Annotated in this window: 11 protein-coding genes and 2 pseudogenes; 4 read left to right on the forward strand and 9 right to left on the reverse strand. The window is 76.2% G+C overall.

The window, feature by feature from the left end:
• Positions 1-38 precede the first annotated feature (38 nt).
• The 9 genes and pseudogenes from JKP75_RS18320 to JKP75_RS24175 all read right to left on the reverse strand — a co-directional run bounded on the left by JKP75_RS18320 (position 39) and on the right by JKP75_RS24175 (position 7,362).
• Positions 39-1,160 carry an XdhC/CoxI family protein gene (locus tag JKP75_RS18320; protein WP_200489896.1) on the reverse strand — a complete coding sequence of 374 codons (1,122 nt, stop codon included), beginning with the start codon at positions 1,158-1,160 and terminating at the stop codon, positions 39-41.
• An 11-nt stretch (positions 1,161-1,171) separates the two neighbouring features.
• Positions 1,172-2,335, reverse strand: coding sequence for a VWA domain-containing protein (locus JKP75_RS24170; protein ID WP_309229979.1), 1,164 nt, complete (start codon positions 2,333-2,335; stop codon positions 1,172-1,174).
• On the reverse strand, positions 2,328-3,206 hold the full coding sequence (locus JKP75_RS18330; protein ID WP_200489895.1) for a MoxR family ATPase: 879 nt from the start codon (positions 3,204-3,206) through the stop codon (positions 2,328-2,330). The genes JKP75_RS24170 and JKP75_RS18330 overlap by 8 nt, the downstream gene beginning before the upstream one ends.
• Before the next feature lie 25 nt (positions 3,207-3,231).
• Positions 3,232-3,654, reverse strand: coding sequence for a molybdenum cofactor biosynthesis protein MoaE (locus JKP75_RS18335; RefSeq protein ID WP_309229980.1), 423 nt, complete (start codon positions 3,652-3,654; stop codon positions 3,232-3,234).
• The gene (locus tag JKP75_RS18340) at positions 3,651-4,244 is read right to left on the reverse strand and encodes an NTP transferase domain-containing protein (protein ID WP_200489894.1); all 594 of its coding nucleotides are present in this window, start codon (positions 4,242-4,244) and stop codon (positions 3,651-3,653) included. The genes JKP75_RS18335 and JKP75_RS18340 overlap by 4 nt, the downstream gene beginning before the upstream one ends.
• 44 nt (positions 4,245-4,288) lie before the next feature.
• The gene (locus tag JKP75_RS18345; protein ID WP_207147489.1) at positions 4,289-5,305 is read right to left on the reverse strand and encodes an ABC transporter ATP-binding protein; all 1,017 of its coding nucleotides are present in this window, start codon (positions 5,303-5,305) and stop codon (positions 4,289-4,291) included.
• Positions 5,306-5,337: 32 nt separating this feature from the next.
• Positions 5,338-5,610 (reverse strand): annotated as a pseudogene (locus JKP75_RS22015) (molybdate ABC transporter permease subunit); the annotation flags it as partial.
• Positions 5,611-6,235: 625 nt separating this feature from the next.
• Positions 6,236-6,919 (reverse strand): annotated as a pseudogene (gene modA, locus JKP75_RS22020) (molybdate ABC transporter substrate-binding protein); the annotation flags it as partial.
• Positions 6,920-6,969: 50 nt separating this feature from the next.
• On the reverse strand, positions 6,970-7,362 hold the full coding sequence (locus tag JKP75_RS24175; RefSeq protein WP_200489891.1) for a molybdopterin-binding protein: 393 nt from the start codon (positions 7,360-7,362) through the stop codon (positions 6,970-6,972).
• Positions 7,363-7,453: 91 nt separating this feature from the next.
• Between JKP75_RS24175 and JKP75_RS18365 the strand changes: the two genes are divergently transcribed.
• The 4 genes from JKP75_RS18365 (at position 7,454) to JKP75_RS24180 (ending at position 14,436) form a co-directional block, all read left to right on the forward strand.
• The gene (locus tag JKP75_RS18365; protein WP_242473633.1) at positions 7,454-8,734 is read left to right on the forward strand and encodes a DUF2786 domain-containing protein; all 1,281 of its coding nucleotides are present in this window, start codon (positions 7,454-7,456) and stop codon (positions 8,732-8,734) included.
• Between the two features lie 146 nt (positions 8,735-8,880).
• A complete protein-coding gene (locus JKP75_RS18370; RefSeq protein WP_200493351.1) occupies positions 8,881-10,773 on the forward strand; it encodes an HNH endonuclease signature motif containing protein in 1,893 nt (630 codons plus the stop codon).
• A gap of 373 nt (positions 10,774-11,146) precedes the next feature.
• On the forward strand, positions 11,147-12,775 hold the full coding sequence (locus JKP75_RS18375; protein WP_309229981.1) for a RecQ family ATP-dependent DNA helicase: 1,629 nt from the start codon (positions 11,147-11,149) through the stop codon (positions 12,773-12,775).
• Positions 12,772-14,436, forward strand: coding sequence for a carbamoyltransferase C-terminal domain-containing protein (locus JKP75_RS24180; RefSeq protein ID WP_200489888.1), 1,665 nt, complete (start codon positions 12,772-12,774; stop codon positions 14,434-14,436). The genes JKP75_RS18375 and JKP75_RS24180 overlap by 4 nt, the downstream gene beginning before the upstream one ends.
• Positions 14,437-14,505: the final 69 nt, after the last annotated feature.

The following is a 14,505-nucleotide window of genomic DNA, read 5'->3' on the forward strand; positions in this document are numbered from 1 at the left end:
TGATCTGGGCCACACCTACCGGCGCGTCCTCCCGCAGGTCAGCGGTCGGCGGTGCGGTGGATCGGGCCGGCGGTCCCGGTGAGCCGCTCTCCCGAGCCGCCCCAGCGGCCCGCGATGATCTCCGCCGCGATCGAGACGGCGGTCTCCTCGGGCGTGCGCGCGCCGAGGTCCAGCCCGATCGGCGAGGAGAGCCGGGCCAGCTCCGACGCGCTCAGGCCGGCGTCGGTGAGCCGCTCGAGCCGCTCCTCGTGCGTGCGCCGCGACCCCATCGCCCCGACGTAGGCGACCGGCAGCCGCAGCGCGACCTCCAGCAGCGGGACGTCGAACTTCGGGTCGTGGGTGAGCACGCACAGCACGGTGCGCTCGTCGATCCGCCCGGCGTCCACCTCGCCCTGCAGGTAGCGGTGCGGCCACTCCACGACCACCTCGTCGGCGTCCGGGAAGCGCTTGGGGGTGGCGAACACCGGCCGGGCGTCGCACACCGTCACCCGGTAGCCGAGGAAGGCGCCGACCCGCGCGACGGCGGCGGCGAAGTCGATCGCGCCGAACACGACCATCCTGGCCGGCGGCGCGAAGGAGTTCACGAACAGCTCGAGGTCGTCGCCGCGGCGCTCGCCGTCGTGGCCGAAGTGCAGCATCCCGGTGCGGCCGGCGACGAGCATGCCGCGGGCGTCGGCGGCCACGGCGTCGTCCAGGCGCTGCAGCCCGAAGCTGCCCGACGCCCGGTCGGGCCAGAGCACCATGCGCCGGCCCACCCGGTCGTCGCCGCCCTTCACGCAGGTGACGACGGCGACCGGCTCGTGCCGGTCGACGGACTCCTTGATCTCACCGAGCTCGGGGAAGGACTCGCGGGAGACCGGCTCGACGAAGACGTCGAGGATGCCGCCGCAGGTCAGGCCGACCGCGAAGGCGTCGTCGTCGCTCACGCCGTAGCGGCGCAGCGCCACCTCCCCCGTCTCGACGACGTCGGTCGCCTCCTCGTAGACCGCGCCCTCGACGCAGCCGCCGGAGACGCTGCCCACCGCCGTCCCGTCCGGGCCGACGAGCATCGACGCGCCGGCCGGGCGCGGGGCCGAGCGCCAGGTGGCGACGACGGTGCCCATGCCGACGGTCTGCCCCGCCTGCCACCACCCCACCAGGTCGTCGAGGACGTCACGCATCGCCGTCCACCTCAGGCACGTTGGATCACTCCCGTCAGCTCCTCGAACGCGGCCATGCTGTGCCCGGCGACGAACGCGTCGACCGAGGGCAGCGCCGCCCGGATGCCGCCGGCGAGGGGCTCGTACCCCGGGCGGCCCTTGTGCGGGTTCACCCACACCACGGCGTGCGCCAGGCGCTGGAGCCGCGCCATCTGCTCGCCGAGCAGATCCGTGCCGCCGCGCTCCCAGCCGTCGCTGCACACGACCACGACGGCGCCGCGGGCCGTGCCGCGCTGGCCCCACCGGTCCAGGAACGCCTTGAGCACCTCGCCGAGCCGCGTCCCGCCGGACCAGTCCGGGATCGCCGAGCCGGTGGCGGCCAGGGCGCGGTCCGGGTCGCGCAGCCGCAGCTCGCGGGTGACCCGGGTCAGCCGGGTGCCCACCGTGAACACCTCGGTGGACGCCGGCCGCGCCCGCACCGCGACGTGCGCGAAGCGCAGCAGCGCGTCGGCGTAGGGGCTCATCGAGCCGGAGACGTCGATGAGCAGCACCACCCGGCGGGGCCGCGGCGCGGCGTGCCGGTGCAGCAGGCGGGTCACCTCGCCGCCGTCCCGGAGCGCGCGGCGCACGGTGCGCGCGGCGTGGACGGAGCCGGCCGGGCTCGGCCGGCGGCGGCGCGAGGGCCGCATCGGCGCGGCCGGCCGCAGCACGGTGAACAGCCGGCGCAGGTGCGCCCGCTCGGCCGCGGTCAGCTCGCCGACGTCCCGGTGCCGCAGCACCTCGGCGGCGCTGGCCCGCACGGCCAGCTCGTCTCTCCCCGGGGACTCCTCGCCCCCGCCCGGGCCGACGTCGAGCGGGGCCATCGCGGAGACGACGCGCACCTCGGGCGCGGCGGTGCGCGGCGCCCGGGCCCGCTCGCCGCCGAACCACGCGGAGAAGGCGGCGTCGTAGCGGTCCAGGTCGTCCGGGCCGGAGCACAGGGTCAGCCGGCCGGCCCAGTAGACGTCGCCGGCGTCCAGGACGTCGAGGTGCCCGACCGCGGCCAGCATCGCCTCCACGCGGTCGGGGGAGGCCGCCACCCCGGCCGCGCGCAGGGTGCGGGCGAAGCCGAGGACGGTGTCGACGACGTCCCGCGTGCGCGTCCCGGCCGGCGTCCCAGTTCGCGTGTCAGCCCGCACCGCCCGCGTGTCAGCCACCGGCCAGCACCTCCCGCACCTGCTGCTGCACCCGCTCGGTGTCCTCCCGGTACTTGAGCACCGCGCCGAGCGTGCGGGCCGCGGTGTCGGGGTCCAGCTCGCGGGCGCCGAGGGTGTGCAGCGCGGTGGCCCAGTCCATCGCCTCGGCGATGCCCGGCGGCTTGAGCAGGTCCAGCGTGCGCAGCCGCGCCGTCGCCCGGGCCACCTCGCGGGCCAGTTGCTCGGTCACCGCGGGCAGCCGGCGACGCAGGATCGCCACCTCGCGGTCGAAGTCGGGGTGCTGGAGCCAGTGGTAGAGGCAGCGCCGCTTGAGCGCGTCGTGCACCTCGCGGGTGCGATTGGAGGTGAGCACCACGAGCGGCGGCGTCGTCGCCCGGACGGTGCCGAGCTCGGGGATGGAGATGGTGAAGTCCGACAGCACCTCGAGCAGGAACGCCTCGAACTCGTCGTCGGCGCGGTCGATCTCGTCGATGAGCAGCACCGACGGCGAGTCCTCCAGCGCCTGCAGCAGCGGGCGGGCCAGCAGGAACCGCCGGTCGTAGAGGGAGGCCTCCAGCGCGTCGGGGTTGTCGGCGGCGTGCGCGGCCTCGGCGGCGCGCAGGTGCAGCAGCTGGCGGCCGAAGTCCCAGTCGTACAGCGCTTGGCTGGCCTCCAGCCCCTCGTAGCACTGCAGCCGGTAGATGGGCCGGCCGGTGACCTCGGCCAGCGCGTGGGCCAGGGCCGTCTTGCCGACGCCGGCCTCCCCCTCCAGGAACAGCGGCCGGTGCATCGCCAGCGCCAGGTAGGCCGCCGTCGCCAGGCCCTCGTCGGGCAGGTAGCCGGTGCCCTCGAGCGCGGCCGCGAGCTCGTCCGGACTGGTGAGGGAGGTCACGCCGCGAGCATCCCACCGATCCCCCTCAGGGGCAGGCGACCCACTCCTCCTCGCCGTCGGTGAAGACCTGGCGCTTCCAGATGGGCAGCCGTTCCTTCACCACGTCGACCAGCTCGGCGCAGGCGGCGAACGCCGTGCCCCGGTGCGAGGCGCTGACCGCGCACGCCAGCGCGACGTCGCCGATGCCCAGCAGCCCGACGCGGTGGCTGACCGCCACGGCGTGCAGGCCCTCGCGGGCGGCGAACTCGTCGGCGATCTCGCGGATGACCTGCCCGGCGGTCGGGTGGCCGACGTACTCGAGCTCGGTCACCGACCGGCCGCCGTCGTGGTCGCGGACGACCCCGCAGAAGCTGACGACGGCGCCCGCGGCCTTGTCGGCCACGGCGTCCTCGTGCTCGGCGACGGACAGCGGCGCGTCGACGACTCTCGCTATCCGCCCGGCGGTCACGGCGCCGAAGGTACCCCGGGCGGGGGCACGTCGAGGTCGGCCGGATCGGCCAGGCCGGTGCAGTCGACCTCGATCACCCCGCCGTCGGGACCCGAGTGCGCGCCCAGGTAGCGGCGGGCGCCTTCGTCGCCGGTCGCGGACTCCGCTACGCCGGCCCAGTGCTCGCGGCCGAGCAGCACCGGGTGGCCGCGGACGCCGTCGTAGGTGGCGACGGCGAGCGCGTCGGGGGCTGCGTGCGCGGCGACGGCCCGCAGCGCCTCCGGGGTCATGCCCGGCATGTCGACCAGCGTGATCAGCGCGGCGTCGACCGTGCCCGGGAAGCCGCGCAGCCCGTCCAGGCCGGTGCGCAGCGAGGAGGCCATGCCGGTCTCCCAGTCCTTGTTGGCGACGACGGTGGCGCCCTCGAGGTCCGCAGCCCGCCACACGTCGACCGCCTGCGCGCCGAGGACGACGAGCACCACGTCGCAGGCCGCCCGCGCCGTCCGCACCGCCCGCTCGACCAGCAGGCTGCCCTCGTACTCGACCAGCGCCTTCGGCATCCCGTAGCGGCGGCCGCCCCCGGCGGCGAGGACGACGGCGGCGCAGGTCATGCCCGCCACTCTCCCAGAGGGCAGACATGGCCATCTCTGCCCTCTCAGCGGGCGTAGACGGCGACCTCGGAGGCCTTGACCGACGCCCAGACCTGCGCGCCCGGGGTCAGGCCGAGCTCGGCGAAGGCGGTCGCGGTGACGTCGGCGACCAGCGGCACGGCGCCCTCGAGCTCGCAGCGGACCGTCGTCCCGTGCGGCACGGCGCCGGCCAGCCGCAGCGGCCAGACGTTGCGCGGGCTGCCCTCGGGCCGGGCGAGGTGGAGGGCGACCGATTCCGGGCGGACGGCGGCGAACACCGGCCCGGTCACCTCCTCGGCGACGGCGACCTCCCCGCCGCCGTCCAGCAAGACCGCGGTGCCGCGCCCCGTGCCCGGCAGCAGCGAGAGCCCGACCAGCCGGGCGACGTAGTCGGTGCGCGGGTGCCGGGCCACCTCGGCGGGCCGGCCGGCCTGCACCACCCGCCCGTCCTCGACGACGACGACCCGGTCGGCCAGCGCCATGGCGTCGACCGGGTCGTGGGTGACCAGGACGGTGCTGCCGCCGAACTCGGCCAGGTGGCGGCGCAGCTCGGCGCGGACGGTGAGCCGGGTGCGGGCGTCCAGCGCGGAGAGCGGCTCGTCGAGCAGGAGCAGCGCGGGGTCCGGTGCCAGCGCGCGGGCCAGCGCCACCCGCTGCGCCTGGCCGCCGGACAGCTGCGCGGGCCTCGAGCGGGCGAACTCCGCCAGGCCGACCCGCTGCAGCCAGGCGGTGGCGGTGCGGCGTGCCTCGGAGCGGGTGACGCCGCGGGTGCGCAGGCCGAAGGCGACGTTGTCGGCGACGGTCAGGTGCGGGAACAGCAGGTGGTCCTGGAAGACCATGCCGAGGCGCCGGCGGTGCGGGGGCAGGTGCGTGCCGGCGGCGACGTCGTCCCAGATCGCGCCGTCGACCGCGGTCCGGCCGCCGTCCGGGGGCAGCAGGCCGGCCAACACCCGCAGCAGCGTGGACTTGCCGGCCCCGTTCGGGCCGAGGACGGCGAGCACCTCGCCGTCGTCGACCGCGACGTCGAGTTCCACGTGCAACATCCCGCGTCGCACGCGCACCTCGGCAGCGAGCGTCACGGCGCGGCCTCCGCGCGGCCCAGCCAGCGGTCGCGGAGCACGAGCAGCGTGGCGAGGGAGACGGCGAGCAGGACCAGCGACAGCACGATGGCGGCCTCCGGATCGCTCTGCAGCGCCAGGTAGACCGACAGCGGCATCGTCTGCGTCGTCCCGGGGAAGTTGCCGGCGAAGGTGATCGTGGCGCCGAACTCGCCCAGGGCCCGCGCCCAGCAGAGGACGGCGCCGGCAGCCACCCCGGGCGCGACGAGCGGCAGCGTGACGCGGCGGAAGGTGGTCCAGCGGTCGGCGCCGAGGGTGGCGGCGGCGTCCTCGAAGCGCGCGTCGGCAGCGCGGCAGCGCGCCCTCCACGCTGATGACGAGGAAGGGCATCGCCACGAACGTCTCGGCGATCACCACCGCGGTCGTGGTGAACGGGATGGTGAGGCCGAACCACTGGTCGAGCCAGGTGCCGACGATGCCGTTGCGGCCCAGCACCAGGAACAGCGCGACGCCGCCGACGACCGGCGGGAGCACGAGCGGCACGGTGACCAGCGCCCGGAGGACGCTGCGCCCGCGGATGCGCGAGCGGGCCAGCACCCAGGCGAGCGGGACGCCGAGGACGAGCGAGACGGCGGTGGCGAGCGTCGCGCTGACCAGGGAGAGCCGCAGCGCCTGCCCGACGGCGGGGTCGGTCAGCCGGGTGCCGAGGTCGGACCACGGCGTCCGGACCAGCAGGCCGAGCAGCGGCAGGACGAGGAAGAGCGTGCCGAGGGCCGCGGGGACGAGGAGGGGCAGCGGGACGCCGCCGTCGCGCCTGCTCACGGGCCGGGTCGCCGGAAACCGGCCGCCGCCAGCGGCGCGCTGCCCCTCGTCGGAGGCGACCAGGTCGACGAAGGCCCGCGCCGCCGCGGGGTTGGGCGCGTCGCGCAGCACGCACACCGGGTAGGCGTTGACCGCCCACTCGGCCGCGGGGAACGGCAGGCCCTCGACCGCGTCACCCGCGGCGAGGACGTCGGTGGCGTAGACCAGCGCGGCGTCGACCTCGCCGAGCTGCACCTTGGTGAGCGCGGCCTTCACGTCCTCCTCGAGGGTGTCCGGCCGCGGGGTGATGCCCGCCGCGTCGAAGACCGCCGTGGCCGCGGCGCCGCACGGCACGGTGGGCGCGCAGACGGCTAGGGCGAGCTCGGCGCGGGCGAAGTCGGCCAGGCCGGTGATCCCCGCCGGGTTGCCCTCGGGGACGACGATCTCCAGCACGTTCTCCGCGACGACCTGCGGTTCGCCGTCTGTCAGGCCGGCGTCGGTGACGACGGCCATCTGCGGCTCGTTCGCGCTGGCGAAGACGTCGGCCGGTGCGCCCTGGGTGAGCTGGGTGGCCAGCTGGGCGCTGCCGGCGAAGTTGAACTGGACCGCCAGACCCGGGTGCTCCGCCTCGAGCCGGTCGCCCAGGTCGGTGAAGACGTCGGTGAGCGAGGCGGCGGCGAAGACGGTCAGCGTGCCGCCGATCCCGCCGTCGTCCCTGGTGGACGACCCGCCGCTGCCGGCGCAGCCGGCGAGCACCGCCAGCGCGAGCGCGGCACCGGCCGCGCGTCCGATCCGCATGCGCGGAACCCTAGCGGCTCACCGCTTCCGCGCGTGCGGTTCCCGCCCGCTCAGGGGACGTCGACGCTCACCTGGGTGGCCTTGACCGTCGCGACGGCCCGGACGCCCACCTCGAGGCCGAGCTCGTCGGCCGCCTCGCGGGACATGAGGGAGACGACGCGGAACGGGCCGGCCTGGATCTCGACCTGCGCCATGACGGTGTCGCGGACGACGCGGGTGACGATGCCGGTCAGCCGGTTGCGGGCGGAGGAGGAGCGGGTGACGCCGGGCTCCGGCGGCTCGTGCATCTCGGCGGCGACGCGGGCGAGGTCGGCGCCCTCCACCACGGCCGGGCCGCCGTCGCGTGCGGCCGGGAGCCGGCCGCTGTCGATCCAGCGGCGCACCGTGTCGTCGCTGACGCCGAGCAGGGCGGCCGCCTCGGCGATCCGGTAGGTGGCGGCCACGTGCCGACCCTAGACGTGCCTGTGGACGGGACGCCGCCGTCCACAGCCGCCCGGGCCGGACGTCGGCCGGGCGGGCAGCATGCCCGACGTGATGGACGACGCCTGGCTCGCCGACCTGCTCCGGCACCGCGCCCCGCTGCTCGCCGACCCCGGGAGCGCGACCGAGCTGGCCGGCGCGCTGGCGGCGCGGGGGGTCGCGCTGGACGGCGACGGCTCGGTCACGGCCGCCCTGGTCGAGGCCGGGCTGCTCGAGGCGCTGGACGGGACGTGGGAGCGCGGGTGGCAGCCGGCCGACGTCGCGCACGCGGCCCGCCGGAAGGCGACGGCCGGGTCGGTGCCGCTGGTCGTGGCGCTGATCGGTGCGCACGCGCGGCGGACTGCGGCGGCGGAGCGGGCCCCGGAGGCCTGGGTGGAGCAGCTGCGCGAGCTGGGCGCCCTCGACGGCGGTGCCGCTGCCGGGGATCCGACCGCCGACGGGGCCGGTGCCGTGGTGGCCGGGTGGCAGCGCTCCGAGCGCCGGTCGGCGGCCGAGGCCTGGCGGATCGCGCTCCAGCTGCTCGGGGTGCTGCGCGGCTCGCCGCGGATCGAGCTGCTGGTGCCGCCGCCGTCGCGGTGGGGTGACGCTCGGCGCCGGGCATCCCCTCCCGGCGCGAGGCCAGGGCCGACCGCTGCGGCCGGCGAGGAGCGCGCCCTGCGCGTCATCCGCGGGCTGCTGGCCAAGGCGGAGGCGACCGACTTCGCCGAGGAGGCCGAGGCGCTGACCGCCAAGGCGCAGGAGCTCATGACCCGGCACGCCGTGGATGCCGCGGTGCTGCAGGGTGAGCTGCCGGCGGGCGAGGTGGGCACCCGGCGGGTGCACGTCGCCGACCCGTACGTGCGGGCGAAGGTGCAGCTGCTGGGCGCGGTCGCGGAGGCGAACGACGCGCGGATGGTCTGGTACCAGGGGTTGGGCATCGCGACGGTGGTGGGCGCGCGGGCCGACCTGGACGCCGTCGAGCTGCTGTTCACCTCGCTGCTGCTGCAGGTCGCGCAGGGGCTGGCCGCCGCCGAGCGGACCCGAGGGCCCTCCGCCTCGCCGCGCGCGTTCCGCCGGGCGTTCCTCCTCGGCTACGCGCACCGGGTGGGCGAGCGGCTGCAGGAGGCCCGTCGCCGCGCCACCGCCGAGGCCACCGCTGCGGCGGCGGAGCGCGAGGTGGACCTGCTGCCGGTGCTCCGTTCGCGCACGGAGGCCGTCGACACCGCGCTCGCCCAGCTCTTCCCGAAGCTGCGCACCAGCCGCAGCCGGGCGTCGGTCGACGCCGGCGGGTGGCTCGCCGGGCAGTCCGCGGCCGAACGCGCCGACGTCGGCTCCCGCCGCCCGCCCCTCGGCTGACCCGCCCGCCCGCGCCGCCACCGAGCCCCGCTGCGTGGCCGGACGTTCCCGCGGGAACGTCCGGCCACCGCTCGTCGCCTCGTCGCCGGACATCGGGCCGCCGCCGACCAGCGGAAACTGTCGGACCACACCCCTACCGTTCGAACATGCGATCGAATGATCAGGCAGACGAGACGCCGCTGGCGGAGCTGGCCGCGGCGATCACCACCGGCGCGGTGCGGCTGGCGGCGGCCACCGCGACCTGGCTGCGACTGGTGGCGGAGTTCGACCGCCGCGGGGGCTGGCACGGCGTCGGCATCCTGTCCTGCGCCCACTGGCTCGCCTGGCAGTGCGGCCTCGGGCCCGGCGCGGCCCGCGAGCACGTCCGGGTCGCGCGAGCGCTGGGCGGGCTCCCGCTGATCGAGGAGGAGTTCGCGGCCGGGCGGCTGTCGTACTCGAAGGTCCGCGCGCTCACCCGCATCGCGGCGCCGGACTGCGAGGCCTCGCTGGTCGAGTTCGCGCTCTGCGCCACCGCCTCGCAGACCGAGCGCTTCTGCCGCCAGTGGCGCCGCGCCGACGCCGCCGCAGCCGGCGACCCCGGGACGGGCTCCCGGGGGGTCGGCGCCGAGGACCTGCAGTCCTTCGAGCACTGGTACGACGACGACGGCTTCCTGACGCTCGAGGTCCGCATGCCCGGGCCGGCCGGAGCAGCCCTGATGACCCGGATCGAGGCCCGCGCGGAGCGGGACGCCCGGCGCGAACGGGCCCAGGCGACGAAGGCGACCGCCCGCCACGAGGCGATCCGGGCGGCCGGGGGCACCGTCGACCGCGAGATCGAGAAGCGCTGCGCCGAGGATGCCGCGGTGGGCCGCGTTCGCGAGCGCACCACGGCCCGCCGCATCGCCGCCCTGGCCGAGCTCGTCGAGGCCGGCGCCGCACGCGGCCACCGCCGGCCCGGCGACCCGCCACGGCGCGAGGTGGTGGTGCACGTCGACGCCGCGGTCATCGCCGACGACGCCGCGGCCGGCCGGGCGTACGTCGAGGGCGGGCCGGCCATCACGGGCGCTGATGTCCGCCGCCTGCTCTGCGAGGCGACCGTCGTGACGATGCTGGAACGCGGCCGGGAACCGCTCGCGGTCGGACGCCGGCAGCGCCGCGCGACGAAGGCCCAGCGGCGCGCCCTGTACCGCCGCGACGGCGGCTGCGCCCGCCCCGGCTGCCCCGAGACCCGCATCGAGCGACTGCACGCCCACCACATGCGGCACTGGATCTTCGGCGGCCGGACCGACATCGACAACATGGTGCTGCTGTGCGACGTCGACCACGGCCTGGTCCACGACCACGGCCTCGTGGTCAGCCGGCGCGACGGACGGCTCGTCGTGCTGACCCCTGACGGCCGGCGCGTGTGGGGCGGCCCCGACGCCGCCTTCGTCGGCGGCCTGGCAGGTGCTCAGAGCTCGGACGCGGACGGCGCCGCCGGCAGCTCGCCCGACCGGGCGGAGGTCTTCGCCGGCGTGCACCCCCTCGACACGACCGTCGGTCCCCGCCCCTCGGACACCGCACCCCCGACCACACCCGTGGACGCGGACCTCGACCAGCTCCTCGGCGGTGCCCCCGCCGCGACCGGTGCTGCCACCGATGCCTACGGCGAACCGCTCGGCAGGCGGGCCGGGCGCGCGGCGGGCCGCCGACGCACCGATCACCGCCGCGGCCGACCGGTGCCCACGCACCCCGGCGCTCCCGGCCGGGCGGGTCGCCCACCCGCCGGGCCCGGCGGCCCGCGGCACGCCTGGCGCATCCGTGGTGCCACCGGCCCTGCGTCCCCCGGCGCGGACAGGCGGGACGGGCTGAACGGGCGGGACGGGCTGGACGGGCTGGACGGGCTGGACGGGCTGGACGGGCTGGACCGGATCCTCTTCCCGGACGGCGCGCCGGCACGCCCGATGCCCGGCGACGCCCACTACGAGCGACTCGACATGGCCTGGGCGATCAGCGTCCTGATGGGGCACCGCGAGGTGGTCCGCCGACGGGATGCCGAGCGCGGGCCGGCGGCCGGGTGATCCGGACGTTCCCGCGGGAACGTCCACACGGCGCCCCCCGCCCGACCGCGGCGCGCCGGTGGTGAGACCCCGCACGGTTTGCCGAGCCCGGGCGACGGGGAGGGGGAGCCGGTGCCGACCGCCTCTCCCGAGACCACCCCCGCCGAAGACCTCCCCGGCGATCCCGACGACACCGCAGGCGCAGGCAACCCAGCGGGTGCAGACAACCCGGTAGGCGCAGACAACCCGGCAGGTGCCACGGCATCCGTGCGCACCCGGCGGATCCGGCAGTTCGCCCGCGACGTGCTGGGCTACGACTCCTTCCGCCCCGGCCAGGAAGAGGCGATGCAGGCGGTCGTCGGCGGGCGGGACACCCTCGCCGTCCTGCCCTCGGGTGCCGGCAAGACCGCCGTCTACCAGGTGGACGGGGCAGCTCCTCGACGGACCGGTCGTCGTCGTCTCGCCGCTCATCGCCCTGCAGCGCGACCAGGTCGAGCGGCTCACCGAGCTCCAGGAGCAGGCCGGGCGCCCCGCGCAGCTCAACTCCACGATGTCCGTCGGCGACCAGCGCGCGGCCCTCGCGGACCTCGGTGACGGAACGGTCCGCTTCCTCTTCCTCGCCCCCGAGCAGCTCGCCAAGCCCGACGTCGTCGAGGCGCTCGCCGCGGCCAAGCCCGCGCTCTTCGTCGTCGACGAGGCGCACTGCGTCTCCGCCTGGGGCCACGACTTCCGCCCCGACTACCTGCGCCTCGGCACCGCCGTCGAGCAGCTCGGCTCCCCCACCGTCCTGGCGCTCACCGCCACCGCCGCCCCGCCGGTCCGCGCGGAGATCGTCGAGCGGCTCGGCATGACCGACCCCGCCGTCGTCGTCGCGGGCTTCGACCGCCCCGAGATCCGGCTCGAGGTCGACCACCACGCCGACGCGCACGGCAAGGAGCAGGGCGTCCTGGACCGCGTGCTCGCCGAGATCGGCGAGGGCCGTGGCCCCGGCATCGTCTACAGCGCCACCCGCAAGGGCACCGAGACCATCGCCGACGCGCTGCGCGACCGCGGCCTGCGCGCCCGGCACTACCACGCGGGCCTGAACAAGGGCGACCGCGAGGAGACCCAGCGCGCCTGGATGGACGACGAGCTGGACGTCGTCGTCGCCACCACCGCCTTCGGCATGGGCATCGACAAGCCCGGCACCCGCTTCGTCATCCACTCCGAGCCGGCCGACTCGGTCGACAGCTACTACCAGGAGATCGGTCGCGCCGGCCGCGACGGCGACCCCGCCCTGGCCGTGCTCGTCTACCGCCAGGAGGACCTCGGCCTGCGCCGCTTCTTCGCCGCCGGCACCCCCGCCGAGGAAGAGCTCCAGCAGGTCGCCGGCCTGGTCTCCGCCGCCCCCGCCGCGGGCCTGCAGGACGGCGTCGACGTCAAGACCCTCCGCGAGGAGACCGGCCGTGCCGCCAGCCCGCTGGTCCGCGACCTCAACCTGCTCGAAGCCGTCGAGGCCGTCGTCATCGACGAGGAGGGCGCGGCCCACCCCGCGCCGGACGCCCCCAGCCCCGGGGAGGCCGCCGCGGCCGCCCGCGAGCTCGCCGAGCACCACGAGAAGGTCGACCAGAGCCGCGTCGAGATGATGCGCGGCTACGCCGAGACCACCGAGTGCCGGCGCCAGTTCCTGCTCGGCTACTTCGGCGAGCAGCTCGACGAGCCCTGCGGCAACTGCGACAACTGCTCCTCCGGCGTCGCGCAGGAGCACCCCGGTCCCGACGACCACGACACCCCGTTCCCCGTCGAGACCCCGGTCGAGCACACCGAGTGGGGCAACGGCGTGGTCATGCGCGTCGAGGACGACCGGATCACCGTGCTGTTCGACGACGTCGGCTACAAGACCCTCGGCCTCGCCGCCGTCGTCGACAACGAGCTGCTCCGCGTCCTGGCCCCTGAGGCGAACCGGGCGGTACCGCTTCGACCTGCGGGTCAGGGCGTCCGACGCCATCATCAGCGCAGGCGGCGGAGAGGAGCCCCAGCGTGAAGGTCCTCGGCATCAACGCGATCTACCACGACCCCGCGGCGGCGCTCGTCGTCGACGGGGAGGTCGTGGCCGCCGCGGAGGAGGAGCGGTTCAGCCGGCGCAAGCACGGCAAGCGCCCCCTGCCGTGGAGCGCGTGGGAGCTGCCCGAGTTGTCGGCCGCCTGGTGCTTGAAGGAGGCCGGCATCCGGCCGGAGGAGCTCGACGCGGTCGCCTACTCCTTCGACCCCGGCCTGATGACGACGCCGGAGGACACCGGCCTGTTCGACGACGGCGACACCATGCGCAAGCGGTACGCCGAGATGGCGCCGGACTTCCTGGCGCACGCGCTGCCCGGGCTGGACCCCGCGAAGGTCCGCTACGTCAAGCACCACGTCGCGCACGCGGCGTCGGCCGGGCTCGCCGCTCCGGGCCGGGCGGGCAGCCGGGACAACGCCGTCCTCGTCCTCGACGGCCGCGGCGAGGCGCACAGCCACCTCGCCGGGCGCTACGTGGACGGGCAGCTGGAGGTCCTCGCCGGGCAGGCGCTCCCCCACTCCCTGGGCCTGATGTACGAGGAGCTCACCGACCACCTGGGCTTCCTGCGCAGCTCCGACGAGTTCAAGGTCATGGCGATGGCCTCCTACGGCAAGCCCCGCTTCCTCGGCGACCTCGCGGAGCTCATCCGCGCCACCGACGACGGCGGCTTCCGCACGGAGAAGATCGACTTCTCGGAGTTCGCGCCGCGCCTGGCCGCGGGCGACCGGTGGACCGAGGCACACGCCGACCTCGCCGCCAGCGTGCAGACCCGCCTCGAGGAGGTGCTGGTCGACCTGGCCCGCTGGGTGCACGAGCAGACCGGCGAGAAGACCCTGACCCTCGCCGGCGGCACCGCGCTCAACTGCGTGGCCAACACCCGCATCCTCGCCGAGAGCCCGTTCGAGCAGGTCTGGGTGCAGCCGGCCGCCGGCGACGCCGGCACCGCCCTGGGCGCCGCGCTGCACGTGGCCCGCGAGCTCGGCGAGGACACCCGGCCGATGCCGGGCGCGGCGCTGGGCCGGGGCTGGAGCGACGAGCAGATCGAGCAGGTGCTGCGGACGGCGGCGATCGACTACGAGCGGCCGGACGACGTCGCCGAGGCCGTCGCGGAGGTGCTCGCGGACAACGGCATCGTCGCCTGGTTCCAGGGCCGCAGCGAGTACGGCCCCCGCGCACTGGGGCACCGCTCGCTGCTCGCGCACCCCGGGCACGAGGCCAACCTCGAGCGGATGAACGACGTGAAGGGCCGCGAGCAGTTCCGCCCGGTCGCCCCCATGGTGCTGCTGGAGCGGGCGCCGGAGATCTTCAGCCGCGGCCCGATCCCCTCGCCGTACATGCTCTTCGTGCACGACGTCGCCGAGGAGTGGCGCGAGCGCATCCCCACGGTCACCCACGTCGACGGGACGGCGCGGATCCAGACCATCGACCCGGAGCGGCAGCCGCTCGTGCACCGGATGATCTCCGCCTTCGAGCGGCGCACCGGCATCCCCGTCGTCGTCAACACCAGCCTGAACACCGCCGGGCGGCCGATGGTCGACGACCCGCGGGACGCCCTGGAGTGCTTCGGCTCCGCGCCGGTGGACCTGCTGGCGATCGGCCCGTTCGTCGTCCGCCGGCCGAAGCCGACATCTCGCACCGGCGGCTGAGGGGCCCGGCGACCCGGGAACCGGTCACGATCGGGTGACGCGTACCGGCGATCGGCGTTCCCGCGTCGG

Origin of the sequence: Blastococcus sp. TML/M2B, from assembly GCF_016612865.1 — a bacterium.
Lineage (GTDB): Bacteria > Actinomycetota > Actinomycetes > Mycobacteriales > Geodermatophilaceae > Blastococcus.